The sequence below is a fragment of the Humibacillus xanthopallidus genome, assembly GCF_006717145.1.
In the GTDB taxonomy this organism is placed as follows: Bacteria; Actinomycetota; Actinomycetes; order Actinomycetales; family Dermatophilaceae; genus Humibacillus; species Humibacillus xanthopallidus.
In genome coordinates this window covers 1806765-1831774 of sequence record NZ_VFQF01000001.1, presented here as the reverse complement: position 1 = coordinate 1831774, position 25010 = coordinate 1806765, and the positions used below count along the sequence as shown (strand labels likewise).

The 25010-nt window shown below is 70.1% G+C and carries 24 protein-coding genes and 3 tRNA genes; 12 read left to right on the top strand and 15 right to left on the bottom strand.

Annotation, left to right across the window (positions count from 1 at the left end):
• Window positions 1-156 precede the first annotated feature (156 nt).
• A complete protein-coding gene (locus tag FHX52_RS08135) occupies window positions 157-903 on the top strand; it encodes a hypothetical protein (RefSeq protein WP_141821428.1) in 747 nt (248 codons plus the stop codon).
• Window positions 904-1197: 294 nt separating this feature from the next.
• Here the strand turns inward: FHX52_RS08135 and FHX52_RS08130 are convergent, their stop codons facing one another.
• Both FHX52_RS08130 and FHX52_RS08125 read right to left on the bottom strand, forming a co-directional pair.
• On the bottom strand, window positions 1198-1770 hold the full coding sequence (locus FHX52_RS08130) for a mycothiol transferase (RefSeq protein ID WP_141821427.1): 573 nt from the start codon (window positions 1768-1770) through the stop codon (window positions 1198-1200).
• Window positions 1771-1993: 223 nt separating this feature from the next.
• Window positions 1994-2428 carry a MarR family winged helix-turn-helix transcriptional regulator gene (locus tag FHX52_RS08125; protein WP_141821426.1) on the bottom strand — a complete coding sequence of 145 codons (435 nt, stop codon included), beginning with the start codon at window positions 2426-2428 and terminating at the stop codon, window positions 1994-1996.
• A gap of 81 nt (window positions 2429-2509) precedes the next feature.
• Here FHX52_RS08125 and FHX52_RS08120 point away from each other — a divergent pair, with 81 nt between their 5' ends.
• From FHX52_RS08120 to FHX52_RS08110, 3 genes are all read left to right on the top strand, one after another.
• A complete protein-coding gene (locus tag FHX52_RS08120; RefSeq protein ID WP_141821425.1) occupies window positions 2510-3142 on the top strand; it encodes a mycothiol-dependent nitroreductase Rv2466c family protein in 633 nt (210 codons plus the stop codon).
• A gap of 12 nt (window positions 3143-3154) precedes the next feature.
• Window positions 3155-3841: a maleylpyruvate isomerase family mycothiol-dependent enzyme gene (locus tag FHX52_RS08115; protein ID WP_221630518.1), complete on the top strand. Its 687-nt coding sequence runs from the start codon at window positions 3155-3157 to the stop codon at window positions 3839-3841.
• Between the two features lie 292 nt (window positions 3842-4133).
• On the top strand, window positions 4134-4772 hold the full coding sequence (locus FHX52_RS08110; protein ID WP_141821424.1) for a hypothetical protein: 639 nt from the start codon (window positions 4134-4136) through the stop codon (window positions 4770-4772).
• A gap of 179 nt (window positions 4773-4951) precedes the next feature.
• On the opposite strand, the gene FHX52_RS08105 is transcribed toward FHX52_RS08110, so the two are convergent.
• The 3 genes from FHX52_RS08105 to FHX52_RS08095 all read right to left on the bottom strand — a co-directional run bounded on the left by FHX52_RS08105 (window position 4952) and on the right by FHX52_RS08095 (window position 7235).
• The gene (locus FHX52_RS08105) at window positions 4952-5452 is read right to left on the bottom strand and encodes a GNAT family N-acetyltransferase (protein WP_141821423.1); all 501 of its coding nucleotides are present in this window, start codon (window positions 5450-5452) and stop codon (window positions 4952-4954) included.
• Window positions 5453-5640: 188 nt separating this feature from the next.
• Window positions 5641-6123, bottom strand: a complete 483-nt coding sequence (locus FHX52_RS23785; protein ID WP_185747119.1) for a hypothetical protein — start codon at window positions 6121-6123, stop codon at window positions 5641-5643.
• A gap of 299 nt (window positions 6124-6422) precedes the next feature.
• Complete coding sequence (locus FHX52_RS08095) at window positions 6423-7235, bottom strand: CPBP family intramembrane glutamic endopeptidase (protein ID WP_141821422.1); 813 nt, start codon at window positions 7233-7235, stop codon at window positions 6423-6425.
• Between the two features lie 202 nt (window positions 7236-7437).
• Between FHX52_RS08095 and FHX52_RS08090 the strand changes: the two genes are divergently transcribed.
• Entirely contained in the window at window positions 7438-7968 is a 531-nt protein-coding gene (locus FHX52_RS08090; protein WP_141821421.1) for a cupin domain-containing protein, read from the top strand.
• Window positions 7969-8278: 310 nt separating this feature from the next.
• Here FHX52_RS08090 and FHX52_RS08085 read toward each other — a convergent pair whose 3' ends face one another.
• From FHX52_RS08085 to orn, 5 genes are all read right to left on the bottom strand, one after another.
• On the bottom strand, window positions 8279-9268 hold the full coding sequence (locus tag FHX52_RS08085) for a TolB family protein (RefSeq protein WP_185747118.1): 990 nt from the start codon (window positions 9266-9268) through the stop codon (window positions 8279-8281).
• A 415-nt stretch (window positions 9269-9683) separates the two neighbouring features.
• A tRNA-Lys gene (locus FHX52_RS08080) sits at window positions 9684-9756 on the bottom strand.
• Between the two features lie 88 nt (window positions 9757-9844).
• Window positions 9845-10390, bottom strand: a complete 546-nt coding sequence (locus FHX52_RS08075) for a universal stress protein (RefSeq protein WP_221630517.1) — start codon at window positions 10388-10390, stop codon at window positions 9845-9847.
• A gap of 197 nt (window positions 10391-10587) precedes the next feature.
• Window positions 10588-10663, bottom strand: a tRNA-His gene (locus FHX52_RS08070).
• A 188-nt stretch (window positions 10664-10851) separates the two neighbouring features.
• A complete protein-coding gene (orn, locus tag FHX52_RS08065) occupies window positions 10852-11451 on the bottom strand; it encodes an oligoribonuclease (RefSeq protein WP_141822110.1) in 600 nt (199 codons plus the stop codon).
• Window positions 11452-11553: 102 nt separating this feature from the next.
• On the opposite strand from orn, the gene FHX52_RS08060 reads away from it, so the two are divergent.
• Window positions 11554-12747 (top strand): PrsW family intramembrane metalloprotease, encoded by a 1194-nt coding sequence (locus FHX52_RS08060; protein ID WP_246069675.1) that lies wholly within the window; start codon window positions 11554-11556, stop codon window positions 12745-12747.
• A 56-nt stretch (window positions 12748-12803) separates the two neighbouring features.
• Window positions 12804-12876 (top strand) — tRNA-Arg (locus FHX52_RS08055).
• 509 nt (window positions 12877-13385) lie between these two features.
• Here the strand turns inward: FHX52_RS08055 and FHX52_RS08050 are convergent.
• The 5 genes from FHX52_RS08050 to FHX52_RS08030 are packed head-to-tail and all read right to left on the bottom strand — an operon-like array spanning window position 13386 to window position 18818.
• Entirely contained in the window at window positions 13386-14690 is a 1305-nt protein-coding gene (locus tag FHX52_RS08050; RefSeq protein WP_141821419.1) for an FAD-dependent monooxygenase, read from the bottom strand.
• A 27-nt stretch (window positions 14691-14717) separates the two neighbouring features.
• Window positions 14718-15428: a maleylpyruvate isomerase family mycothiol-dependent enzyme gene (locus tag FHX52_RS08045; protein ID WP_141821418.1), complete on the bottom strand. Its 711-nt coding sequence runs from the start codon at window positions 15426-15428 to the stop codon at window positions 14718-14720.
• Complete coding sequence (locus tag FHX52_RS08040) at window positions 15428-16270, bottom strand: fumarylacetoacetate hydrolase family protein (RefSeq protein WP_141821417.1); 843 nt, start codon at window positions 16268-16270, stop codon at window positions 15428-15430. The genes FHX52_RS08045 and FHX52_RS08040 overlap by 1 nt, the downstream gene beginning before the upstream one ends.
• The gene (locus FHX52_RS08035; RefSeq protein ID WP_141821416.1) at window positions 16267-17427 is read right to left on the bottom strand and encodes a cupin domain-containing protein; all 1161 of its coding nucleotides are present in this window, start codon (window positions 17425-17427) and stop codon (window positions 16267-16269) included. Before FHX52_RS08035 ends, FHX52_RS08040 begins: the two co-directional genes overlap by 4 nt.
• A 38-nt stretch (window positions 17428-17465) precedes the next feature.
• Window positions 17466-18818: an MFS transporter gene (locus FHX52_RS08030; RefSeq protein WP_141821415.1), complete on the bottom strand. Its 1353-nt coding sequence runs from the start codon at window positions 18816-18818 to the stop codon at window positions 17466-17468.
• A gap of 60 nt (window positions 18819-18878) precedes the next feature.
• Between FHX52_RS08030 and FHX52_RS08025 the strand changes: the two genes are divergently transcribed.
• From FHX52_RS08025 to FHX52_RS08005, 5 genes are all read left to right on the top strand, one after another.
• Complete coding sequence (locus FHX52_RS08025) at window positions 18879-19670, top strand: IclR family transcriptional regulator (protein WP_141821414.1); 792 nt, start codon at window positions 18879-18881, stop codon at window positions 19668-19670.
• A 661-nt stretch (window positions 19671-20331) separates the two neighbouring features.
• On the top strand, window positions 20332-21588 hold the full coding sequence (locus FHX52_RS08020) for a sensor histidine kinase (RefSeq protein WP_141821413.1): 1257 nt from the start codon (window positions 20332-20334) through the stop codon (window positions 21586-21588).
• Entirely contained in the window at window positions 21585-23024 is a 1440-nt protein-coding gene (gene dctP, locus FHX52_RS08015) for a TRAP transporter substrate-binding protein DctP (protein ID WP_141821412.1), read from the top strand. Before FHX52_RS08020 ends, dctP begins: the two co-directional genes overlap by 4 nt.
• A complete protein-coding gene (locus FHX52_RS08010) occupies window positions 23017-24243 on the top strand; it encodes a sensor histidine kinase (protein ID WP_141821411.1) in 1227 nt (408 codons plus the stop codon). The genes dctP and FHX52_RS08010 overlap by 8 nt, the downstream gene beginning before the upstream one ends.
• Entirely contained in the window at window positions 24234-24893 is a 660-nt protein-coding gene (locus FHX52_RS08005) for a LuxR C-terminal-related transcriptional regulator (RefSeq protein ID WP_141821410.1), read from the top strand. Before FHX52_RS08010 ends, FHX52_RS08005 begins: the two co-directional genes overlap by 10 nt.
• Window positions 24894-25010: the final 117 nt, after the last annotated feature.

Genomic DNA, 25010 nt, shown 5'->3' with positions numbered 1-25010 from the left:
TTGGCGCTTCTCCCAGGTAGACCCGGCCAGAGCGGTCGGCACGCGGCGAAGTCACGCAGTCCGCGACGCGCGACCAGCGACACGTGCGGTATTCGCCTTGTGCTGATCGAAGCGCCTGTGCGCGCCCTCAGGGCGCAACTGCGACAGGATCGATGTATGGCAGCGAAGGGGTGGCTGGAGCGGTATCGCCGCGGACAGCGGGAACAGGTGTGGCACGAGCTGCGGCAGTGCGGCGACAGCGTGCGCACGGAAGACCTGGCCACTGAGGCCCAAGCGGTCTGCGACGAGATGGCCGCTCGGGCTCGGCACAACATCGAGGTCCTGGTGGGGCGGCTGCGGTCGCAGGGCTACGTCTTCCACACCAACGACGACGCGCGCAAGCCCGTGACGCCACACCACCTCCCGTCAGCTGAGGCTCCGGCTCTTGACGCCTGGCTCCAAGACCGGTTCGGCCCGGTGCCGATGGCCGTGTCGTCCTGGCTTCGGATCGTGGGAGACGTGTGGCTCGTGGGCACGCACCCGAGCTGGCCGGAGTCCCAGGACGCCGATCCTTTGGTGATCGAGCTCGAGGGCGCCCGGTACCCGGACGTGTCGATCCGTGACCACTTCGAGGGCGAGTACCAGGCCTGGCAGGAATGGAGCGGCGAGAACGAGGACGCCGACGGATTCGTCCTCCCGGTGGCCCCGGACCGGCTGCACAAAGCCAATGTGAGCGGCGATGACCCCTACGGCGTCCGCCTTCCGGACGGGACCGCCGAGGGCGTGTTCGTCGGGGAGGTGGCGATGCCGTTCGTGGCGTACCTGAACCTGGTGTTCCGGCACGGTGGCTTCCCTGCCGCTGTTCCGGGCGATCGCCAATGGGCCATCAAGAGGGACCTGGCCAGCGGGCTCTTGGTCCTGTAGCGCACCCGGCGTCGGCGCGGGCCTTTCGGCAGCTGCGGGAACCCCGAGGTTCCTCGGGAGCCGCCCGCCCACGGTCCGCTTCGTCCGCTGGCGCTCGCGCCAGGGCGAGCCGCTCCTTGAGCTCTACTCGATGACAGGGGCGGTGATCCTGGCCCCCGAGGCCAGCAGCCGCACCGAACCAGCTGACCGCACCATCTCATCCCACCGCTCAGGCGCCAGATCCTCGCCGGAGCCGGTCATCCGAGGCAGCCACTCCGCGGCCTGTTCGCGGCAGACATCCCAGGTCGCGAGGAATCAGGGCACCGGGAAGTCCTTCGGAGGGCCTTCTCCCGTGGCCCCGTCGACGTGTTCACGCAGCAGGTCGGCATGCCCGGTGTGCCGGGCGTACTCCTCGATGATGTCGGCGAGCAGCCGGCGCACGCTCATACCGTCCGCGGTCTTCTGCTCCAGCCCGCCGCGGGCCAGCACTTCCGCTAGCGCCTCGCGCGAGCGGTACAAGGTCTCGGTCCAGAGGGCACGCAGAGCATCGGGCGGGTCGTCGGCCGCCGTGATCCAGGCCCAGGTCTCCCAGTCCCTTTCGAGATCCAGCTGGTCGAAGGGCGCCATGAACTGTCGACCGGAAAGCCGGTTCTGGAAATAGAGCTCCTCGACCCATGCGAGGTGTTTGAGCAGGCCTCCCAGCGTCACCGACGACGCGCCGAGTCGCAGAGCCAGCCCCTCAGCACCCAGATCGGCGCACTTCCACGCGAAGGCGCGCCGGTTGCGCTCCAGGGTGATCACAGCCGTATCGACCTCGTCGCCGCGCATGAAGCGCTCGATGTCCCACTCTGGTGGTTGGCCGGGCGTGAAGCCGAAGGCGCTCGTCATCAGCCCACTATAGGAATGGTCTACCCCCTCACGCGTCCTGCTGGTGCAGCAGCGGCGAGACGACGTGACGCCGACACAAGCGTGGTCGGCTCGCGGCGGGAACACATGGCTTCGGTCTTCGGCATCTCGGGCCGTCGCCCCGACGAGCAGCCGCGGGCGAGGCACGAGGTGCGGTGACGGCGGAAGGTCCGCGGTGGTTTCGTCCTTGATGCTGGGGCTTGGGCTACTGGTAGGGGTCGGTGATGTCTCGCAACGCGCTCAAGGCGTCCCGGAGGTGGTCCATGAGCTCGGGGCCGAGGTGAGCGCGCCACTCGGCCTCGATGCGATCCTCCTCGGCGCGCGCCAGTGGCAGTGCGGCCTCCGCGCGAGAAGTCATTCGCACCAGTCGTGCCCGCCCGTCGGAGGGGTCTGGCACCCGCTCGACGTAGCCGGCCTTCTCGAGCTTGTCAACGAGGGCGGTCGCTGTCTGCTTGGCGATCTGGGCGCGGTCGGCCAGGACGCTCAGACGGGTTCCGTCGGGATCGATGCCCATCATGAGCCGGCTCTGTGCGATGGTCACGTCGTCGAACCCGGCGTCATGCAGGGCATCAAGGATCCGCTTCGCAGCGGCGCGTGAGGCGATGAACATCAGCAGGCTGCTCGGCAGTTGCCGTGCCATCCGCGGACCTCTTCTCATAGTCCCACAATCGAACTATAGTGGTTCGATCATGGGACCATCGTAGCGAGCTGAGGAGACCTCATGAGTGCGCCGGTGCACCCGAGTGTCGTCGAGTTCTGGTTCGACCCGGTGTGTCCGTACTCGTGGACTGCGTCGCGATGGCTGCACGAAGCCGGGCACCTCCGGCGACTGACGGTGCGCCACCACGTGATGAGCCTGTACCTGCTCAACGAGCACCGGACCGACGTCGCCCCGGCGTACCGACGCAACGTCGAGGCCTCGCGCGGACCGGCCCGCGTCGCGGCCGCCGTGGCGTCGATGTACGGCAACGAGCTGCTCGAACGGTTCTATACCGCGTTCGGCGAGATCGTCTTCGACCACTGGCGGCGACCATCCGCCGCCGAGTACCACGAGGTCATCAGAACAACGCTCGCACGGGTGGACCTGCCGGACGGCCTCGAGGATGTCATGGACTCCGACGAGCACGACGGGCAGATGCGCCGAAGCCACGAGAAGGGTGTCTCCCTGGTGGGTGGCGAGGCGGGCACCCCGATCACCTCGATCGACGGCGCAGCGTTCTTCGGGCCGGTCTTGAACGCGATCCCTCGCGGCGAGGAAGCGGTCCAGGTCTTCGACGGGGCGCGGCTGCTGGCCGGCTACCCACAGTTCTTCGAGCTCAAGCGCACCCGAACGCACCCCCCGATCTTCACCTGAGGAGGACAACCCATGACCATGCTGACATCAGCCGAAGCGGACGCCGTGTGGTCCGCGATCGACGACCAGCGAGCACGCACCGCGGACCTGCTCGAGGAGCTCGCGGATGACCAATGGGGGCAGGGGTCCCTGTGCGAGGGCTGGACCGTTCGCGACGTCGCCGCCCACCTGACCATGCAGCAGCAGAGCATCCGTGATGCCGTCGCTTTCGTCCTGCGCAACCCCCGAATGCTGCGCAGCGTGACGCTCAACGCGACCATCCACGATTCGGCCGTGCTTCAAGCGCAGCTGCTGCCCACCGCCGAGATCATCGCGCGGATCAGGGCGGGGATCGGGTCCCGGCGTCACAACGCCTTCGTCACACCCTTGGAGACACTGACCGACATCCTCGTCCACAGCCAGGACATCGCGATCCCGCTCGGGCTCGAGCTCCCGATGCGAGCGACCGCGGCCGCTGTTGCCGCCACTCGCCGGTGGGACACTCGGCACACGTGGCTCGCGGGCGTCAACCGCCGCATCCCGATCGACGACTCCCGACTCACCGCCACCGACACAGACTGGACCCGTGGCCATGGACCCGAGATTGCCGGGCCCATCGGCGCACTCCTGCTCCTGCTCACCGGCCGCGACGCCGCCCTCGACCACCTCACCGGCGATGGCGCCGACGCTCTGCGCTCGACCCTCTCCAGATCTGTGTAGGGAGACGGCCCTAGACGCAGCGGTGCACCATGCGTCCAGACGGATCCACGCGGGGCGGGCTTCAACACCGAACGTCGACGTGGCCTCCAGGCAAACCAATCCCTCGGCGGCGCGAACGAGCCCGCGTCACGCGACCTCTCCGGCCACGCCGAATCGACGCTGCCCACGGGAGGTTTCCTCTGCCGCTCCACCCGACGTCCCGCCGGCCGACCGTCAGAAAGGTCATCATGCGGCGTAAGGACGCCCGCGGGCCGTCGTTGTCCGCAAGGCGCGACGGGTGAAGGCTGGGGTCATGCTCACCTCGCTTCGTCAGGGACATGTCGCCAGCCTCCGAGTCACCGTCGCCCGCGCGCGATCTCTCGACGAGATGCCGCACGACGTTTACCTCGTGGACCTCACGCCCGCCAGCGACGCGGCGGGCGGGGGTGGTCGATTCGACGAGGTGTCCCTCCTGGAGTGCCTGGAGCCGGTTCTCGATGCAGCCGGCGGTCCGCCCTCGTGGGTGGTCGACGTCGCCCGATCGCACCGCAGCGACCACAACGGCCTGGGTGAGGCGCACCTGTCGATACTCCTCGCCGACGACGAGAACGCGCCCATCGACTCACCTGTCAGAGATCTCACTGGTGTTGTGCGGGCTGCCTTCGCCGTGTTGGCGCGATCGTCGCCACCGGCTCAAGGCGCGCTCTCGAGGGGCGATGCCATCAGCGGAGCACGGGCTGCGGTGGCGCACGCGTTCCCGGGTGTCGACCCTCAGGGTCTTTCCCTCACCGACGAGGAGCACCACCAGACCGAGGGCCGTTGGTCGGTCGGCCTCGCGCAGCCGGGTGAAACGCGGTACCAGGTGCAGCTCGGGTTCGTGCCCGAAGCGCCAGCATCCGCCCACGTTCACCGTATGCCGCTGGGCGAGGTCGTCGATTCCGTCGGCCCCTGAGGCGCCGACCCAGGAAAGTCCAACCCCCAGGGGGCCGCTGACGGGCAGAGCCGTTCGGCAGCCACCCGCTCATCGGCCAGATGGTGAGGCGCATCCTCCCGGCAGGCGCGGAGGCGCCGGAAGTACTTGGCGTCGCGCGGGATGTCCGACATCGCTGTCGTGAAGGCGGCAGCGTCCGCCTACCGCACCATACGTATCTCGGCCAGCCCGTCAAGATCTGGATCGACCTGCTCGGTCCCGTCGGCGGTGAATCCGTTCTTCTCGTAGAACCCTCGAGCCCGCGCGTTGTCCTTGGCCACCCACAGCTGGGCGGGCCGCTCACCGAGAGCCTGGTCAAGCAGAGCCTGACCCACCCCGTGGCCGTAGCAGCTGGACAACACGTAGAGCGCGTACAGCTGCTCATCGCGCACCGGCGGGTGACCTTGATGCTCGGCGGACGGACCGTGCACGACGAACCCCACGATTCGGCCCTCGTGCCGGGCGACACGGACCCGCTCGCCGGCATCCTCCGCCGAGAGCCGACCCGACCACATCACCCGCCGACTCGCGCGCGCGGCGTCATCGTAGAAACGCTCCGGGAGCAGCTCACCGTAGGCTTCCTGCCACGCCTGAACGTGGACCGCGGCCAGCTCGTCGGCGTCAGCGGGGTGCGGCGCCACTACCTCGAAGTCTGTCGACACGGCCCCTCACATCCTCACCGGCAGCTCACGAGACGCCTCGCTCCGACAGCCAAGAACACTATCGCCAGTTCCGTCCCCATCGAGGCCGATGAGACCGTCTCGCGGCGGAATGGGCTACGCGCCCATCGACTGACATGACGCATGCGGCGTCGTTGTCGAGAACGTGTCGGGCGGGCCGCCGGCGGGACTCACTCCCCACCCCAGTCGCCTCCGTCGCCTCCGTCGCCCGCGTCGCCTCCGTCGCCTCCGTCGCCCGCGTCGCCTCCGTCGCCTCCGTCGAACCACCCGCTGTGCCCCGCGTGTCCGGCTCCGGGGTCATAGTCCTGCCAGCTCTCATTGTCGTCGCCCTCGTCGTCACGGCCGCCCCCGTCGCCATGCCACCCGTAGTACCCGCGTCGACCGCACTGGGTGCACTCACGGAACCTCTGGGCCTTGGCGCGTGTGGACTCCCAGTGATGCCAACCCAAGCGGCACGCGAGGCTCTTGCGGCGATGAGCCTGCTCGGGCGGGTTTGACGCGGCGGTCGCTTCCTCGGCCGCGAGCTGCTCCGCCGCCGCCTTCGCCGCGGCTCGCTGCGCCGGGGACTTCGCCGGGGCCCACTTCTTGAACGACCGCTTGGCGCGATTCCTTCTCTTGCTGTCGCGGTGCTGCGGGTGCTTGGTCGTGGTCATGCCTCAGTGTGCTTACGTGCACCGGACCGCGTCTGTGCTCGGGAGCACACGTCGTGCGCGCTCGGGATGACATACCGGTTCGCCGTGACGGCAGCGCTCTCCCCTCGTTGGAGGCTGGGTGGCACTATGCGGGTGAAACGCACGCGCCCGTCAGGCGGCGGGGGAGACGCAGCTGGTCGACGCGGGCAGCGAGGCAGATGTGCGGCTTGTCGAGCAGACTGCTCATCGTGGGGGCCTGTGGCTCTAGCCGATGGGGCTTGCGAATCAAGAGGGTGGTTGCAGCTCTCCGGTGCGGGGTGTCAGGCAGTCCCGCCGGTCGGGTCACCCGCCGGCTCGATCTTGCGGCGTCGGACCAGAAGGAGCACGGCAAGGACGATGTAGACAAGGATCGGCGCGAGCGTGCCCGGGTAGGACCCCTGGTTAGCCAGAATCGCGGTGCCTGTGAGAAGGGAGAAGTCGAAGAGGCCGTGCAGAACGGAGTTCAGGATGTTGCCGCCCGACACTCGGCGGGTCAGGTAGAAGAAGTAGCCGGCGAAGCTGACGACGAGGGCTTGAGGCAGCGCCGACACGCCTGATCCGATCGCGTTGCTCAGGTGCGCCGCTCCAAAGATGAGGCTGGACCACAGCGCGACCTGTCCCTCTCGCAGCCCGTGCTGTCGAAGGACGGTAACCCCGATACCGCGGAAGAGCCCCTCCTCGCCCCAGCCGACGAGCTGAGTAGCAAGCAGGAACACCAAGATGAAGGCGAATCCCTTGCCGAGCAGCGCCCCATAGTTGATCGCCAGGAGGATCGCGACCACCAAGATGGCAGGCACGATCATGACCCAGAGGCGGACCGGACGGTCGTCGCGCAGCACAGGTTGCCACCAGCCCAGATAGGCCACGACGCCGTACACGAAGAGCAAGGCGACCCCTAGGGGCAGCACCATGGATACGAGGACGCCGTACGTCGTGGTCATCGTGTCGCGCTCTGCACCGAAGGCGTTCCTGACGATGAGGCCACCGACCTGAATGATTGCCAGGTAGACCACGATGACGGCGGCAAAGGCGACGTACGAAAGCCGACGGCCCGTGCCCTGACCAACTGCCCCCGACACAGTCGTTCTTGTCATTCCGTGACTATATGCAGACGAGTAGACCGTCGCCCGGACCCCCGACCCCCGGGCGTGGGATTCGGGATGTGCGCCCGGCTGGCGGCGGTAAGTCGCGCAGTCCCAGTCAGGGGCGTGCTCAGCTTCTCGGCTCGGCGTCTCGCTTGCGGCGCGTGAAATCAGCGCATATGGGACGAGCCGGGCCGAGCTCTGTTAGGTTCCGATGATGTTCAACGTCGGTGATGTGATTGAGAACCCGGTCACCGGGGAGCGAATCACGTTCGTGCGGACGAGCGAACAGACCGGCGGTGCGCTCGCCGAAATGGACCTCGAGCTGAGCCCCACTGCATTCTTGGCGGCCGAGCACATTCATCGTTCCCAAGAGGAGAAGTTCCAGGTCCTCGAAGGCCGCATCCTGCTGCGATGCCGAGGTGAGGAATCGATGTGCGGCCCGGGTGAGACCGTCGTCGTGCCTGCTGGCAACCCGCACGCGTGGGCTCCGTACGGTGGCGCGGCGGCCAGAGTGCGCATCACCTTCACGCCAGGCGATGGCATCGAGCAGTTCTTCGATGAGTTCTTCCGTCTCGCCCGCGAGGGTCGCGTGAACTCCAAGGGCATGCCCTCGCTGCCGGTCTCGGCCCGGCTGGGTCTCGCTCACGACATGTACTTGGCCGGGCCGCCCGTCCCCCTGCAACGTGCTGCCTTCCGGGTGTTGGCCACTACAGACAGACTGCTCCACCGTTCTGGTTCCTGAGGCCGACCCGCGGCTGCCCGGACACTGCCGCTTCGTGGCCGGTGTGCCGCAGGCGCCAGGGCCTCGGTCGAGGGCACGTACGACCCTCCCGCCGAGGACGATGCCAGCCCCGCCGCTCTCAGACTGGGTGGTGTCGGGCCAGACGACCCACCGCTGCTCGACTGCGATGAGTGGGGCAGGTGTCGCAGTGTGCTCGCCGTTCTGGCGCGACTCGGCGAGCGCAGCCTGAGGAGACGTTGCTGTCACTCGCGGCGGCTCACGGGTGCCGGCCGCTGTGCTCGTCCGGTGGTGGTCGAGCAACCCGCTGGTCCTAGTTTCTGGCGGCCATCCGGGCGTGGACACCGGCAACCGTGCGGCCGTCGATGGCTGGTGTCAGGTGGCGGCCGGTCAGGTCGATGGTCATCAGTGTGTACTCGGCCGTCGGCGTCGACTGCACCGTGAACAGCACTCGTCCGTCCGGGGTCCAGGACGGTTGGCCTGCACTGCCACCTGTGTCCGCGAACCGAGTCAGCCGGGTGAGCCCGGACCCGTCGGGCTTGATGGTGAACACGTCTGTCGTGTCGGAGGACGGCTTCAGACGCTGGTCGAAGACGATGAGTCCGCCGTCGCCCCAGTCGGAGTGTTCGGCAAGGAGCAGCGGGTCGGTCAGTGGCCTGCCGGCCGTCCCCGTGGCCAGATCGACGATGACGAGACTCGACCCGGTCACCGGGGACCCCTCACGGCCGCCGTCGCGGTGGAACAGCTCCGCCACCAGCCGATCGCCGCCCGGGGCGTACCGCGGCTGCGCGAAGAAGTCGTTGCGTGCCGGGGTGGCGATCATGCGACGGTGGCCCGTCGCCGGCTGGTAGATGTCTATGGTTGCCGCGCCGGTCCGGTCCATGGCCGCGACGGCGATCTCCGAGCCGGAGGGAGAGAAGGAAGGGTCGAAGATCCCCTGGCACGGGGCAGCACACTCCAGAAGGGGGCGCGCGTTACCGCCGTCCGCATCGGCCTGCCACGCGGCCGACGAGCCGCCCCGCTGCACAGCGAAGATGACAGATGAACCGTCCGGTGACCAGTCGGGGTTCGTCAGCACACCGGCAGGCCCGTCGACCTGGTAGTAGGCGCCGCCGCCGTCCGTTCGGGCGATCCGCAGCCCCTCCTCCCGCGCCGGCTGGTAGACGATCCAGTGGTACGGCGCCCCAGGAACGACAGACGCGCTCGATGTGACAGCGGGCGACGACGATGTCGGGGTCGGGGTCACGGCAGTCGTACCCGAACACGCGGACGTCAGCGACGCCGCGGCCGCGACCAGCCACACGCCCCAGCATCCCAACCTGCGCCTCACGCGGACTCCTGCCCGACCCCGAATGGCACCAGTGTCCACCCGTCAGGGCGCGGACTTCCGCGGAAATGACCAGATGGGACAGCACCTGCCGCGCCCAGCCGAGGGTGGATGCCGTGCGTGCTGGCGCAGCATTCAGCTGTGGGGTTCAGGCTGCGACCCGGACGTCAGCCCGAACCTTCGCGATACGAGTCACACGGCGCGTCTCCGCCTGCAAGCGCCCGGTGAGGGCGGAAACGAAGCATCGGTGCTGGGTTGCGACTGCCCGTGGGTGCCCGTTGTCACCTCGGTTGGAGGCAAAGGCGGACGGTAAAAGTGTGCTTGGAACGCCGAAGCCCGAGAGCGACGAGCACTCTCGGGCAACGACGAGGCTGTGGCCAGCCTTGACGAGTGCGCCGCCAGGGACTCGAACCCCGAACCCAGTGATTAAGAGTCACTTGCTCTGCCAATTGAGCTAGCGGCGCAACGAGGGGAAACGTTAGCAGCCGCCACGGGCCGTCACAAAATCGTCTAGGCCCCGGGCGGAGCCGCGCGCCGGACCCGACGAGACCCTCACTCCCACGGCGCCGGTGCGTGCCAGTCCACGACGACGAGCGGCACGACGAGGACCGGCCGGTGCTGGCGGTGAGCGAGCTGCATCGACAGGGACTGCGCCACGAAGTCGCGGGCCCGCCGGTGCGGCCGCGTCTGCGTGCCGACGACGAAGGCGGCGGCGTCGACGGCACGCGCGAGGTGCGTCAGGGCGCGGTCCGCCCGCCCGGCGAGGTAGCGGAAGTGCCACGGCGTCTCGGAGCCACTCATCGCCTCGCTCACCCAGTGGATGATCCGGCGCTCCCGGTCCGGCCACAGCTCGTCGCCGAGGTCCGAGTCGATGGAGTGGTGGCGGACCGACCCGTCGGGGAGCTCCTCGTCGACGTAGCGCGAGGGGTCGGCGAAGGCGAGGTAGAGCGCGTCTGCGCCGGTCGCTCGCGCCAGCGACGCGGCCGTGAGCACGACGAGAGGCTCCGGCTTCTCGGTGACGGCCACGACCAGCGGGTGGCCTTGGAACTCGGTCATGCGCGACGGCGCGGGCTGCGGCGGCGTCTCGTGACGGGTCATCGCACTCCCTCTCCGGACGGAGGCGCCGGCGCCCGTCCCGAGCGCCCGGCGCGAGCCTCCGCTGAGCACCAGCCTAGCCCTGGGCCGCCGCAGAGAAGGCCGGCAGACACAGCACCCGGGCCGGAGACGTCTGTGGCCCGCCACCCTCGTCAGAGAGGGTGGCGGGCCACAGATTCGTCCTGACCGAACAGGAACCATGGGGTGAGTGACGGGACTTGAACCCGCGGCCACCTGGACCACAACCAGGTGCTCTACCAGCTGAGCTACACCCACCATGCACAGGACGAGCCGGGCCTGGAGGCTCGGCGTCGTGGGACTGCGTCGACAATCGTACAGGCTGCCCGAGGGTGGTGATGACCACCCCGGGCCGGACGGCATACGGGCTTCTCGGAAGCCCTCCCGAGCCGCCCGCCAGGCCGCCCGTCAGCCTCCGCAACCCGCCCGTATGCCGTCCGGCCGGGTCAGTGCTCGATGACGTGGGGCTGCGCGAGCGCCTTCGCGGTCGCGCTGTCCGGACCGGGCTGGGGCACGAAGACGGCCTGGCGGTAGTAACGCAGCTCGGCGATCGACTCACGGATGTCGGCGAGCGCCCGGTGGCCGCCCGACTTCTTGGGAGCGTTGAAGTAGACCCGCGGATACCACCGGCGCGACAGCTCCTTGATCGAGCTGACGTCGATGATGCGGTAGTGGAGGTAGGCCTCGAGGTCGGGCATGTCGCGCAGGAGGAAGCCGCGGTCGGTGGCGACCGTGTTGCCGCCGAGGGGGGCCTTGCGCGGCTCGGGCACGAAGGTGCGGATGTAGTCGAGCACGATGTGCTCGGCCTCCTGCAGCGTCACCCCCGAGTCGAACTCGGTGATGAGGCCTGAAGTCGTGTGCATGTCGCGGACGAAGGGGTCCATCTGCTCGAGCGCCTCGGCCGGCGGCTTGATGACGACGTCGATGCCGTCTCCGAGCTGGTTGAGCTCGAAGTCCGTGACGAGCGCCGCGACCTCGACCAGCGCGTCTGCGCGCAGAGAGAGACCAGTCATCTCGCAGTCGATCCAGACGATCCGGTCTGCCATGGCCCTGTGGTTGGAGTCGCTCACGGCTCCACCATAAAGGCACCCGGTGCCATCGCCGGTCGGCTCGACCCGGGGCGCGCAGGACTGCACTAGCCTGCGGGGATGACCTCAGGGGACGTGACGACCGGTCAGCCGAGCGGCGGGGGAGCGAATGCCCAGCAGCCGCAATGGAGTCCGCTGCCCAACCCGACCCGACGACCGATGCTGCGCACGGCGATCACCATCGGTGTCGTCGGCGCGGTCTTCCTTGTCGCCCTGCTCGTCCTGCTCATCATCCTCGGTGACCGGCTGACGGCGCAGACCATCGTGACGGCCGCGCTCCTGTCGGTCATCCCGCTCCTCATCATCGTGCCGACCCTGCTCTGGCTCGACCGCTACGAGGCCGAGCCGGCCCGCTACCTCGTCTTCGCGTTCCTGTGGGGCGCGCTCGTCGCTGTCGTCGGCGCCTTCTTCCTCAACACCTACGGGCTGCGCCTGCTCGTCGAGTCCCGCTGGACCGACCCCTTCGCGACCGGCGCCGTCTACCTCGCGCCGTTCACCGAGGAGACCCTCAAGGGGCTCGGGATCCTGCTCATCTACCTGCTGCGGCGCCGCGAGTTCGACGGGATCATCGACGGGATCGTCTACGGCGGCATCATCGGTGCCGGCTTCGCCTTCAGCGAGAACATCCTCTACCTCGGACGTGCCTACGACCTCTACGGAGACGAGGGCCTCACCGGCACCTTCATCGTGCGCGGGATCATGGGCCCGTTCGGGCACCCGCTCTTCACAGCCCTCACCGGCATCGGCATCGGCATCGCCGTCACCGCACGACGGCCGCTCGTGCGGGTCCTCGCGGTGCTCGGCGGCTGGTTCTGCGCGATGCTCCTGCACGGGCTGTGGAACTTCTCCACCCTCGCGGGCCTCGAGGGCTTCGTCGAGGCCTACCTCACCTACCAGGTGCCGCTCTTCCTCGCCTTCATCGGCTTCGTCGTGTGGCTGCGCCGCCGGGAGGGTCGCCTGATCGGGCAGTACCTCTCGCCCTATGCCGATGCGGGCTGGCTCACGCACGGCGAGGTGGCGATGCTCTCCTCGCTCGCCCAGCGACGCGACGCCCGGGCGTGGGCCCGCAGGGCCGGCGGCACCGCCGCGAAGCGCTCGATGCAGGCCTTCCAGGACAGCGCGAGCGATCTCGCCCTGCTGCGCTCGAGGCTGGTCCACGGCACCGCCGAGGGCGACGCCTCCCAGCGAGAGCTGGTCCTGCTCGAGTCGATCACGGCGCACCGTCGCGACTTCGTCGGCTCTCCCGTGACCTGAGCGGGCGCAGCCGCCCCGCTTGCCTATCATGGGACGTCGCCCGCCACGGGTGGCGAGCCCCTGTAGCTCAGCGGATAGAGCAAGAGCCTTCTAATCTCTTGGTCGCAGGTTCGAGTCCTGCCGGGGGCGCCCATCAACTGTGCCGCTGACCTCCGGAAATGCACCACGGCGTCGACGCGCATGCACCAGACCTGCACCAAGGCCACTCAAGTGACTCCGCGAACTGGTACCTGCTGGTCCCGGATGAGCGACCATGTGGTTCGGCATCGGAGGAGCTGCACTGCGGAGTATGTGTGGGGGTTGCGGCCCGGCGGATCAGGCGTGACTCCCAGTGACGGCTGTAGACGGTGATGTGGCGAGCTCGTCAGGAGAGGCCGCCGTCTGAAGCGCCGGGGCCACGAGCCGGAGGCCCAGGAGGGCGCGCTTATCTCGATGCGACCCTGTCCTCGGGGGCACGCCGATTGAGTTCCGCATACTCGTCAAGACCGACTTCATGACCCGGAAGCCGACCCGAGCCGTTCTGATCCGACGTCACTTGGCCGGTCCCCGCCCAGGCGAACCGAGTGGCGCTTCGCCGGTTGTGCCGACTGGCGCAGGATCGGAGGCCCCCCGACGTCGGACGGGCGTCGGTCCCGGGCTCAGACGCCGGACGGAACGGAGTCGCGGGCGACGAGCGGCTCGAACATCGCGGGCTCTTGCTCGGGGGTGAGGGCGGTCGGCCCGTAGAGCCAGTCGACGAAGGAGTAGTCCTGCACGTCGCGTGAGCGCATCACCTCGTTGCGCCAGAGCCGCTGGTCGCCCACGTGGTGCCACAGCTCGCCCCAGGCGCGGGCGGTCGTAAGGACCCGGCGGCAGTGTTCGGGGCGTACGGCGTCGTAGGCCGCGAGGGCGGCGTCCCAGTCGAGGGTCTCGGCTGTCGCGCCGGCTGCGAGCTGTGAGCCGATGTGCTCCGAGAGGACGTAGGCGTCCTCCATCGCCATGACCGCACCCTGGGCGAGGTACTGCAGCGGTGCGTGGGCGGAGTCGCCCGAGAGCGCGATGCGCCCGGTGACCCATGTCGGGATCGGTTCACGGTCGAACATCCGCCACCAGCGGTCGCGCCACATGAGGGGCAGCCCGGCTCGCACCTCTTCGCACGTGTCGGCGAAGGCGTGGTCGAGCTCGTCGGGGGTGCCCCAGTCCGACTCTCCCGCAAGGGCCTTGGGCGACTCGAAGACTGCGACCTGGTTGAACATCTCGCCGCCGCGCAGGGGGTACTGCACGAAGTGGCACTTGGGCCCGACGTAGACGACGACGTCGCGCATCGAGACGCCGAGCGCCTCGACCTGCGGCGCGGGCACCGCTCCGCGGTATGCGACGTAGGACGAGCTGACCGGCTCGTCGTCGGCGAGGAGCGGCCTTGCGACAGAGCGGATCCCGTCCGCTGCAATGACGACGGCAGCCGTCTCGCGGCCGCCGGCGTGGATCGCCGAGGCGCGCCCGTCCTGCTGGTCGTAGCCCGTCACCGCGACGTCGGTCACGAGGTCGACCCCGGCACGCTGGCAGGCTCGCAGGAGCGTCCCGTGCAGGTCGCTGCGGTGGATGACCATGTAGGGCGCGCCATACCTCGCCTCGACATCTTTGAGGTCGAGCCGGGTGAGCTCGGAGCCGTCGACCGCGTCCTTCATGACGATGTTCTCCGGGAGGACGCCGAGGCTCTTCGCCTCGTCGAGCAGTCCCCAGTGCTCGAGGATGCGGGTGCAGTTCGGGGCGATCTGGAGGCCGGCGCCGACCTCGCCGAACTCGGCCGCCCGCTCGAGGACCCGCACGCGCAGGCCCTTCTGGGTGAGGGCGAGGGCGTTGGCGAGTCCGCCGATGCCGCCGCCGACGACGATGACGTCAGGGGCGCCGGCGCCGTTCGTGACGTCGGCGACCTCGGCGACGTCCGTGCTGAGAATGGTCATGACAAGTCCTTTCGAGAACAACCGCGGTCAGAGCCAGCGGGGGAGGGTGGGCACGCCGTCGTCGGCGTGCAGTCCGGTGGCCGGTCGGCCGCTGAGGTATGCCGTGAGCTGCGCGAGCGGGCCACGGACGGTCGCCGGCCGGCCGGCTCCCGCGACGGCCCACGTGCGGTCGTCGTCGACCGGCGCGAGCACGAGGGCGGGGCCGTCCGCACCCGTCGAGCGCTTCGCGGCGACGTCGTCGAGCAGGGCCGCGTCGAAGGCGGCGGGCAGGTCGGCGAAGGTCACCGCCCCGCCGAGGTCGACGGCGTGGACCATGACCTCGCGGGAGCGCATCCACGCGATCTCCGTCGCCGGGACGGTGCGGCCCTGGGCGGTGCGGACCTCACGCGCCCACTGCTCCGGGGCGAGCGTGTTGAGGGACTCTGCCAGTCTGCCGGCCGATGCGGCCGGCCAGCGTCGCAGGTCGTCCACAGGCCGCTGCGACCCCGCGTCGATGTCGGCGTTCCGCTGCTCGGGGGAGGAGTACATCGGCGTCTCCTCGCCCGTGCTCGCCCAGTGCACGAGGTTGCCGAGCGCTTCGGCGTTCGCGGCCACGTGGGCGACGACGTGCTTTCCCGTCCAGCCGGGCAGGGGTCCGGGAGCGCCGAGCGTCTCGTCGTCGAGGCTCTCGAGCGCCTTGAGGAAGAGCTCCGTGCCCTCGTGCATCCAGCCGAGGGCCTGCGCGTGCGAGGGGGACATCAGTCTCGCCCGTCGTCCACGACGAGGTTCTCGCAGCGGCCGAGGCCCTCGACCTCGGTGACGACCTTCTGGCCGGCCGTGAGGTAGCGCGCGGGCTTGCGGGCGTGCCCGACCCCGCCGGGGGTCCCGGAGGCGATGAGGTCGCCGGGCTGGAGCGTGATCATCGTCGAGATGTACTCGACGAGCGCGACGGGGTCGAAGAGCAGGTCGCTCGTGGTGTCGTCCTGCACGACCTCGCCGTCGACCTCGGTGCGGATGGCCAGCGTCGGCCGCACGCCGCCGGGCAGCTCGTCGGGCGTGACGAGCCAGGGGCCGACCGGGGTCGTCGCCTCCCAGTTCTTGCCCTGGAGCCACTCCTTGGTGCGGAACTGCCAGTCGCGCGCGGTGATGTCGTTGAGGGTCGCGAAGCCGGCGATCGCCGCCTCTGCCTCCGCGGTCGTCGCGCGCCGCACGGGTGCACCGATGATGACGGCGAGCTCGCACTCCCAGTCGAGCTCGTCGGTCTCGACGGGCCGCTGGATGTCGTCGTGCGCACCGATGAGGGTCTCGGCGTACTTGCTGAAGAGGGTCGGGAACTGCGGCAGGTCCCGACCCATCTCGAGGATGTGGGTGCGGTAGTTGAGCCCGACGCAGACGACCTTGCCGGGCCGGGTCACGACGGGGGCGTATGCCGCCGCGCCGAGGTCGACCGTCGCGCCGGCTGCCGCTTCGGCGTGCTCGCGCCAGTTCGGCTGGGCCAGAAGCGAACCCACGTCAGGTGCGCCGAGAGGGGTTGCGGTCGTGCCGTCGACGCGGACGGCCTCGGTCGTGCCGTCGGCGTTGCGGAGGGTGGCGAGCTTCATCGGGAGGGTCCTTCGTGCGGTGCGGTGACAGAGGTGCGGGCGAGGTTCAGCGCCTCGAAGATCGGCGAGTCGCTGAAGCGGAAGAGGTCGAGGGCGCCGGAGTCGGAGTCGGAGGCGGACGCATCGGAGCGGACCGACAGCGGCTGCCACGACGGCACGACGAAGAGGTCGCCGCGGCTGACGCTCCACGTCGTGTCAGCGACGGTCACGGTGCCGGAGCCGTCGAAGACCTGGAAGACGGAGGAGCCGACCTCCTTGCGCGGCGCGGTCTCGGTGCCGCTGCGCACCCGGTGGAACTCCGTGCGGATGGTCGGCAGGACGTCGCCGCCGTTCGTGGGGTTGGTGAAGCGGACCGCGGCGTGCCCCGGCTCGACGGTGGCGGCATACCCCTCGTCCTCGAGGTCGAGCTGGTCCTGGAGCGCGAGGTCGGTGTCTGCCCAGCGGTAGGCGAGCAGCGGGCTGGCCGGCATCGGTCCGGGGACGGAGACGGGGCGCAGGCCCGGGTGGCCCCACAGCCGCTGCGAGCGGGAGCGCTCGGGGGTGGCGCGCTCGGCGTCGGAGATCTCGTCGCGGCCGAACTCGAAGAACTGGGACTCCGTGTAGTACTGGAAGGGGATGTCGAGCCCGTCGATCCACGCCATCGGCTTCGCGGCCGCGTTGTGGTGCGCGTGCAGGTTCCAGCCGGACTGGGGCAGGAAGTCTCCGCGGTTCATCGGCACGGGGTCCTGGCCGACGACGGTCCACACGCCCTCGCCCTCGACGACGAAGCGGAACGCGTTCTGCGTGTGCCGGTGCTCGGGGGCGTCCTCGCCGGGCATGAGGTACTGGATCGCGGCCCAGAGCGTCGGCGTCGCGAAGGGCCGGCCGCCGAGCGAGGGGTTCGCCAGGGCGATCGCCCGGCGTTCACCGCCACGACCGACGGGCACGAGGTGGCAGGCCCGGTCGGCGAGGTCGAGCAACGTCTGCCACTGCCAGCGGTGCGGGGTGGCCTTGCTCTGCGGGTGGGCTGGCATGAGGTCGCCGATCTCGGTCCACAGCGGCACGAGGAGCTCGTCCTCGAAGCCGCGGTAGAGCGCCTCGAGCTCGGGGCTGGGGGTGGGCTGGTCGGGGGAGTCGACGGCCTCGATCCGCACGGGCGAGGTGGCTGCCTGGGTCATGGTCGTTCCTTTCGGGCGAGTCTGTGGGTCAAGCGATGTCAGTGGACGAGGACGTCGACGGCGGGCCGCGCCGAGACGGCGGGCTTCGTGACGACCGCAGTGACGGCGAGCAGGACGGCGGCGAGACCGGCTGCGACGGAGAAGGCGAGGAAGTTGCTGCCGACGCCGAGCCCGGCGTCGAGGAGCAGGCCACCGACCTGCGGGGCGAGCACGGCTCCGAGCCGGCCAACGCCAAGAGCGAAGCCGAGCGACGTGCCCCGCAGTGTGGGCGGGTAATGGCTCGCGACCGCGGCGATGATGAGGCACTGCGTGCCGTGGGTGCCCACGCCGGCGAGGATGAGCGCGGCGTAGATCGGCGTGGCGTCGGTCGGGTAGGTGAGCAGGATGGCGAGGGCGACGCAGGCGACTGCCGCCGCGACGACCGCGCTGCGCAGCGGGCCGAAGCGCACGCCGGCCCAGGCGGTGACGACGGAGCCGAGCACTGCGCCGAGGTTGAGGGCGAGGAGGAAGGCGAGCGGCTGGCCCATGTCGAAGCGCGGGTCGGAGCCCATGAGCTTCGGTAGCCACGTGCCGAGGCCGTACCACGCGAAGAGCGTCGCGACGGTGGCGGCGGCGAAGAGGACGGTGGGGCGCAGGAAACTCCCGCGCAGGATGGTGCGGAAGCCGGGGGCGTGCGTCTCGCCGAAGTGTTCGCTCGGGTCGTGCACGAGGCCGAACTGCGCCTCGACCGCCTTGCCCTCGGCCACCCGCCCGTGTGCCCGCAGCCACGTCGGCGACTCGGGGAGCAGGAGGTAGCAGAGCGGGAGGAGGACGAGCACGGCGGCGAAGGCGACGGCATACATCGAGCGCCAGCCGTAGGTCGGCAGCAGCCAGAGGCCGAGCAGCGCGGCGATGGAGCCGCCGATCGGCACGCCCGACATCATCATCGTCGAGACGGCCGAGCGGTGCTTGCGCGAGACGAACTCGGCGGTGAGAGCGTTGGCCGACGGCACGAGGCCGCCGAGGCCGAGCCCGGCGAGGAAGCGGAAGGCGCCGAAGACCTCGGCGCTCGGGGCGACGGCGCAGAGGGCCGTGAAGGCCGAGAACCACAGGGTGGCCCAGAGGATCGTGCGGCGGCGGCCGAGCCGGTCGGAGAGCAGGCCCGCACCGAGCGCGCCGACGAGCATGCCGGCGAAGGCGAGGCTGCCGATGAAGCCAGCGGTGGTCGGGGTGAGGTCCCAGCCCTTCTCCTTGAGGAGGCTGGGGAGGGTCGTCCCGTAGACGATGAGGTCATAGCCGTCGAAGACGACGATGAGCCAGCAGAGGAGCGTGACGAGCCAGGCGGGGCGGCTCGCGCGGCGTGGGCTCGTGGCGGCCAGGGGCCGGTTCTGGGTGGGGGGCGTCGTTGCCATGGGGACGACTGTGGACTAGGTTCGCCATGACGGAACAGACAATTCTGCTATGAGGAATAGATGGCCCAGGACCGCGCCCAGAAGAACCGCCCGCACTACGCCCTGGCGAGCGTCGACCACGCGCTGCGCCTCGCGGTCATGCTCCAGGTCGAGGGCCCGCTCAGCGTCTCCGACGCGGCGGAACGGCTCGGGGTCGCCCGCTCGACGGCCCACCGCCTTCTCTCGATGCTCGTCTACCGAGACTTCGCGCGGCAGGGGGAGGACCGTCGCTACCACGCCGGCCCCGTCACCTCGCTGACCGCCGACTCCCAGTCGCGCACGGCGCTGCTGCGCACGGTCGCGATGCCGCACCTGCACGCGCTCGTCGGCCGGCTCGGCGAGTCGGCCAACCTGCTCGTCCTCGCCGGCGACTACGCCCGCTTCATCGGCTCCGTCGAGAGCGCCCAGGCCCTGCGCGTGGGCAACCGAGAGGGCATGGTCTTCCCGGCCCACCTCACCTCGGGCGGCAAGCTCGTCCTGGCCGACCTCACTCCCGCCGAGCGTGAGGAGCTGTATGCCGCCCAGCGCTGGGACGGGCGCGAGGGGGAGCGGCCCGATCTGGCCGCCCTCGAGCAGGAGCTGGCCGTCGTGCGCGACCGCGGCTTCGCGATCAACAAGGACCGCACCGAGACGGGTGTCACGGCGGTCGGCCGGGGCGTGCGGGTCGGCGACCGGGTCGCCGCGGCCGTCACGGTCTCGATGCCGACGGTGCGCTTCGACGAGTCCAGGCTCGTCGACATCGTCAGCGCGCTGGCCCTCGCCTCGCGTGACATCGAGCACGACCTGCAGGCCGCGCTGCGCGCCGAGGTCTGAGCCCCACGGTATACAGCGGTATGCGGTCGTCTGTGACCCGAGCGGGCCCGAGCGGGGACCGCGGATCGGTCTACTCCTTGACGGCGAAAGTCATTGCGTCTGCGCCGCTTCAGAGCTTCCGAGCGTCGAGTGCGCCCCTACGCCAATGCGCCCGGGGATGCTGCGTCGTGGCGATCGGATGTCAGATGAGGTGACAGGCGACCTCGGGTCGATGGTGCTGACCGGCCACCGGCAGCACCGATCCGCTGCGCCGGCCCTTTCCCGAGGCAAGTCGCTGTGACGAACCGCTCGCGTCCGCGCGAATGCGGCCACGCGCGGTCCGTCCCGGGTGCACGATCGGCTCGTGACCGCATTCGCTCATCACGCGGGTGGGACGGCGACTCGCCTGGTGATTGCCGTCGCCGGGCTCGGTGGCATGCTCACCGCGGCGTCGTTCGCGGTGCCGCGGGCGGCGGGTGCGCCGACCCCTTCCCTGCTCGACCTCGCGGTGCCTGTCGTCCTTCTCGTGGTGGCCGTGGGCATCGCCCGCTGGCCGGTCCCGGCCGTGCTCCTCGCTGCGGCTGCCGCCATCTGGTCCGGGACCGGGCTGAGCGGACATCTGCCCTCGTGGCTCGGGGCGCTCGTCGAGCGGGCTGCAACCTGGCCGCACTCGGCTGTCGTCGTGGCGGTGCTCTTCTTGCCGTTCGGCACGGTCGGGAGGACCCGCAGGTTCTTGGCAGCGGCCGCCGGAGTCGTGGCGGTGCTCGGGTCTCTCGGGGTAGGCGTCCCTGTGTTCGCGTTCCTCGGTTTGGTGCTTGTCGCGGCCGCCGCGACGTGGTGGCCAGGAATCAAAGCGGTACCGGTGCGGTGGACGGTCGGGACACAACTCGTCATCGGTGCCGGATGGATGGCCGTGCCCCTGCTCGTCGGCGCTGTCGGGGTCCGCGTGCTCGCCGACCTCATCGACCTCCTCCTGGTCCTGTCCGCCCTGATGGTTTCGGCGATCGAGCGCCTCACAGGCCAGCTGAAGGGCACGGTGGCCGACGAACTCGGCCGGCGGGTCGGTGCCGTGCTCGGGACCGGACCCGTCGTCGTCCACTTCCCGCTCGGTGCGGGCTACGTCGACGTGACCGGGCTGCCGGCGTACCCCGACGAGGACTCCAGCAGAATCTTGGAGCACGGTCGCGAGGTGGCCCGCTTCTCCCCGGCTGCGGACGTGCCCGATGCGCTCGATCCGGTTCTCGCCCGCGACCTCGCACCGGTCGCGGCGATCGCGGCTCTCAGCCACGAGCGGCGCGAGCTCGGCACCGAGATTGCCGCATCGCGCCGCCGGCTCGCCGTGGCCGCCGAGGGCGAGCGCGCCCGCGCCGAGGACGCCCTGACCCGAACCGTCCTCGCACGCCTCGACCGCATCGAGGAGTGTCTCGGCGACGATGCTGGCATCGCCGACCGACTGGGTCGGTTGCGCGACGAGCTGGGCGTGCTGGTAGCGGGTCTGGACCCGCTGCGCGGTCGCACCCTCGGCGAGGCGCTCCGGACGCTCGGGAGCGGCCTCGACGTTGTGGTGGCACCCGACCTCGACGCCCCTGCCGAGATCGCCCGCGTAGCGTGGTGGATCGCGTCGGAGTCGGTCGCGAATGCCCGTAAGCACGCCCCCGGAGCGCGCGTGGTCGTCTCGGCATCCCGCGACGAGCAGCAGCTCATCGTGCGGGTGACCGACGACGGACCCGGTGGGGCCGACCCAGCCGGCCGGGGCCTTCTCGGCGTCACCGACCGTGCCGCCGTCGTCGACGGGACGCTCACTGTTCGCTCTGACCACACCGGGACAGTCGTGGAGGGGAGGCTGCCGTGCGCGTCGAGTACGGGCACACCCGTAGTCGATTCGCGGGCTGGAGCGGATCCCCGGACGCCCCGTGCATTCCTAGCGTCGTCCGTATGAACAGGACGATCGCGGCACTGGCCGCCACCCTCACCGCATTCGCGCTCTCTGCCTGCGCCGAACCCACCGGCCGCACCGGCACCGGGCCGGACCCGGTCACGCTCAAAGCGCCCGAGGCCGCCTCCGACGCGCTGCTCGGCAAGCTCGCGACCGACACGGCCAGCGCGGCAGTCAAGGTCACCCTGACTCCCGCCGCGACCAACGACGGGACCGAGGACACCGTCACCCTCGACCGCCTCAAGAGCGGCCTGTTCGACCTCGCCCTCGTCCGCGCCGGGCGGCTCGAGGAGGAGGGAGCCCGCTCGCTCGCCCCGCTCGGCACGCCCTTCCTCGTGACGAACGACGACCAGGCCAAGAGGATCGCGGCCGACCCGCGCGCCGCGGATCTCTATGCCGGGCTGCCGGACATCGGCCTCGTCGGGATCGGGCTCGTCCCGGTCGGGGTCCGTCACCCGTTCGGCTACACCACTCCTCTCCTGGGGGCCGCGGACTACGCCGGCAAGACGATCAACAACCGGGTCGACGCGACCTCCACGAAGATCCTCAGAGCCCTGGGAGCCAACGTCGACCACAGTGCCAACGAGGAACGGGCGAGCAAGGTGAAGGCCGGTGCGCTGCGCGGCATCGAGGCCTCCGTGCAGACCTTCGGCGCAGTCGATCTGCCAGCCGTCCTCACCAGCAATGTCGACCTGTATGCCCGCTTCGACGTCATCGTCGTCCGAAAGGCGACGTGGGAGGCGCTGACCGCGAGCCAGCGCGACGCCCTCAAGGCCTCGGTAGCGAAAGCCAACTCGGCGAGCATCGCAGCGACCAGGAGCGAGGAGGCCGCTATGGCCGAATGGTGCATGCTGCCCGGCGCCTCGGTCGTCACCGCGACCGACGCCGAGCTCGCCACCCTCCACGCAAAACTCGACCCCATCGTCGAGCAGATCACTGCGAAGCACACGGCGTCGGTCGACTGGATGCGCGCCCTCCGCCAGGGCACCACAGACCCAGTGTTGGCCTGTGGTGACGCAGCCGGGAACGACCCGGATGCGACGCCGCCGATCCAGCCGGTCGGGAACCAGCACGTCCTCGACGGGCGGTGGCGCGCGGGCGGCACGTCAGCCGACCTGGAAGCGGCGGGCGTGACCCCCAGTGACGCGATCGGAAACGCAGGGATCTGGGAGCTGGAGATCGACGGCGCCTCGGCCCACGTCCGGCTCCCAGACCGGGCCACGTGCGAGTGGACCTTCACCTTCGCCGGGAACCGGGTCCTCGTCGACCTGGGCACAGACTCGCACTGCGGCGGCAAGATGTTCGGCACGTGGTCCCGGTCGGGCGACGTCGTGACGTTCGTCTGGGAGAACCCGAAGCCTAAGGACCCCGACGCCGTCTATCTGAACAAGCTCGACACGGCGCTCTTCGGTCACTTCGTCAAGGTCCAGGGTGGCTGACCGGACAGCGCCACGGGCCGCGTGGCTGGCCGTCGCCGTGGGGCTCCTGCTCCTCGGCGACTGGTCCGCGCCGACCAACGGCACCGCCGTGAGCCGGACCGTCACGATCGCGGCGCTGCCGCTCGTCCTTCCGGTGGCACGTTTGGCGCTCGCGGGGAGCCGCGCGGTCTTCGTCGCACTTGTCGGCGGGCTGCTCGCCGGACCCGTCCGGAGCATCATCTACGACCCGCTGCGCGACCCTGACTGCTCCGGGTGCTTCGAGGGTGCCTTCGGGTCGTTCGCAGACATCGGCTCCGCCCGCGTCCTCGCCATCGTCGGCGCCGCCATCGTTGCCGCCGGCCTCGGCGCCAGCGCCCGACGGCGGGACCCGGCGAGCATGCTGCTCGCCGTCGTCGCGGTCACCGGGCTGCTCGGAGTCACCGGTCTGCCCGGCCCGTCACCACTCGTAATGGCCCGTATCGCTGTTCTCTGCGCGGCCGTCGCGATCGCTGGCGGGCTCGCCGGCCGCTGGTGGTCCCGCCGTCGTCTCGAGCGGCTCGTCGCTGGCCTGCAGGCGGCACCCGACGCCACCGGGCTCGCGGCGGCAGAGCGCGACGCTGCACGCCGGCCCTGGATCGCGCCCGAAGTACGGCTAGGCCTTGAGCAGGCCCGGCTCCGGATCGACCTCGACCGACACACCGACGAGCTTGCGCAGTCCCGCCGGCGGATCGTCGAACGAGCCGACGAGGAGGCTCGACGGCTCGAACGGGACCTCCACGACGGCGCCCAACCGCTCCTGCTCGACCTCGGTCTCGCAGTGGCAGACCGCCAGGACGCGCACCCGAGCCCCGCCCAGGAGGCAGCCCTCGCGGACACTCGCACGTGCATCGACGAGCTCAGAGCCGTCGCGCGCAGTGCCTTTCCGCCCGTCCTCCAGTCCGCCGGCCTCGGTCCCGCCGTCATCGCGCTGACCAGCGGCCGGCTCGCGACTGTCGACCTGCCCCCCGGTCGCTTCGACCCAGTCGCCGAGCGGACGGCCTACCTCGTCATCGCCGAGGTGCATCGCCGGGCGAGCACACCCCTCACGGTGACAGGTCGACTGTGCGACGGGCGGCTCGAGCTGGCTGTCACCGGCCCGGCCCCGCCCCTGGATGCCACGATCCACGACCGCGTCGCCGCGCTGGGTGGCACCATGACCAGCGACGGCGACCTGACAGAGGTGACCCTGCCGTGCGCGTGACCATCGTCGAGGACCAGCTCCTCACCCGGGAGGGCATCGTCCGCACCCTCTCCACGGCCGGGATCGAAGTCGTCGCGGCCGTCGGTGACCTGATCGGCCTCGAGCGCTCCCTCACCCTCGACGCACCAGACGCTGTCGTCCTCGATGTGCGGTTGCCGCCGACCTTCACCGGCGAAGGGATCGAGGCCGCCGAACAGATGCGCCGCAGGCAGCCGCCGATGGCGGTCCTCGTCCTCTCACAGTACGTCGAGGCAGAGTTCGCGACCCGGCTCGTCACCGAGTTCGGAGGCGGCATCGGCTACCTGCTCAAGGACCGGCTTCTCGACCCAGCCACCCTCGTCGACGGCCTACGCCGCGTCACCCGAGGCGACTGCGTCATCGATCCCTCCCTCGTCGCCGAGCTCCTCGCCCGGCGCGAGTCGCACGGTGTCCTCGATGACCTCACCGGTCGTGAGGTCGAGGTGCTCCGCGGCATCGGCGAAGGCCTGACGAATGCCGCGATCGCGCAACGACTCTTCATCTCCGACCGCACGGTCGAGGTCCACGCCCAGCACGTCTTCGCCAAGCTCGGCATCCGTGACGATCCGGACGTGAACCGTCGTGTCTCGGCGGCGATCGCCTACCTGTCTGCGGTGGCAGGTCCAAGGTGAATCACCTGCAAGAGCACGACCCAGCGAGCTGGCGAGATCAACGGCCGTACGAGGGTCACGCGCGGGCAAGCTCAGAGTCGGCGCCGCCACGCGGTGGCGAGTCGGTTACGGCTTGGT

Bases quoted from the DNA above. Each gene is read 5' to 3' on its own strand.
- FHX52_RS08130 (WP_141821427.1), bottom strand. From the start codon at position 1,770: ATGACGAGCGCCTTCGGCTTCACGCCCGGCCAACCACCAGAGTGGGAC.
- FHX52_RS08050 (WP_141821419.1), bottom strand. From the start codon at position 14,690: ATGACCATTCTCAGCACGGACGTCGCCGAGGTCGCCGACGTCACGAAC.
- FHX52_RS08075 (WP_221630517.1), bottom strand. From the start codon at position 10,390: ATGACCCGTCACGAGACGCCGCCGCAGCCCGCGCCGTCGCGCATGACC.
- FHX52_RS08040 (WP_141821417.1), bottom strand. From the start codon at position 16,270: ATGAAGCTCGCCACCCTCCGCAACGCCGACGGCACGACCGAGGCCGTC.
- FHX52_RS08135 (WP_141821428.1), top strand. From the start codon at position 157: ATGGCAGCGAAGGGGTGGCTGGAGCGGTATCGCCGCGGACAGCGGGAA.
- FHX52_RS08030 (WP_141821415.1), bottom strand. From the start codon at position 18,818: ATGGCAACGACGCCCCCCACCCAGAACCGGCCCCTGGCCGCCACGAGC.
- FHX52_RS08090 (WP_141821421.1), top strand. From the start codon at position 7,438: ATGATGTTCAACGTCGGTGATGTGATTGAGAACCCGGTCACCGGGGAG.
- dctP (WP_141821412.1), top strand. From the start codon at position 21,585: ATGAACAGGACGATCGCGGCACTGGCCGCCACCCTCACCGCATTCGCG.
- FHX52_RS08025 (WP_141821414.1), top strand. From the start codon at position 18,879: ATGGCCCAGGACCGCGCCCAGAAGAACCGCCCGCACTACGCCCTGGCG.
- FHX52_RS08045 (WP_141821418.1), bottom strand. From the start codon at position 15,428: ATGTCCCCCTCGCACGCGCAGGCCCTCGGCTGGATGCACGAGGGCACG.
- orn (WP_141822110.1), bottom strand. From the start codon at position 11,451: ATGGCAGACCGGATCGTCTGGATCGACTGCGAGATGACTGGTCTCTCT.
- FHX52_RS08060 (WP_246069675.1), top strand. From the start codon at position 11,554: ATGACCTCAGGGGACGTGACGACCGGTCAGCCGAGCGGCGGGGGAGCG.
- FHX52_RS08110 (WP_141821424.1), top strand. From the start codon at position 4,134: ATGCTCACCTCGCTTCGTCAGGGACATGTCGCCAGCCTCCGAGTCACC.
- FHX52_RS23785 (WP_185747119.1), bottom strand. From the start codon at position 6,123: ATGACCACGACCAAGCACCCGCAGCACCGCGACAGCAAGAGAAGGAAT.
- FHX52_RS08095 (WP_141821422.1), bottom strand. From the start codon at position 7,235: ATGACAAGAACGACTGTGTCGGGGGCAGTTGGTCAGGGCACGGGCCGT.
- FHX52_RS08125 (WP_141821426.1), bottom strand. From the start codon at position 2,428: ATGGCACGGCAACTGCCGAGCAGCCTGCTGATGTTCATCGCCTCACGC.
- FHX52_RS08115 (WP_221630518.1), top strand. From the start codon at position 3,155: ATGACCATGCTGACATCAGCCGAAGCGGACGCCGTGTGGTCCGCGATC.
- FHX52_RS08120 (WP_141821425.1), top strand. From the start codon at position 2,510: ATGAGTGCGCCGGTGCACCCGAGTGTCGTCGAGTTCTGGTTCGACCCG.
- FHX52_RS08035 (WP_141821416.1), bottom strand. From the start codon at position 17,427: ATGACCCAGGCAGCCACCTCGCCCGTGCGGATCGAGGCCGTCGACTCC.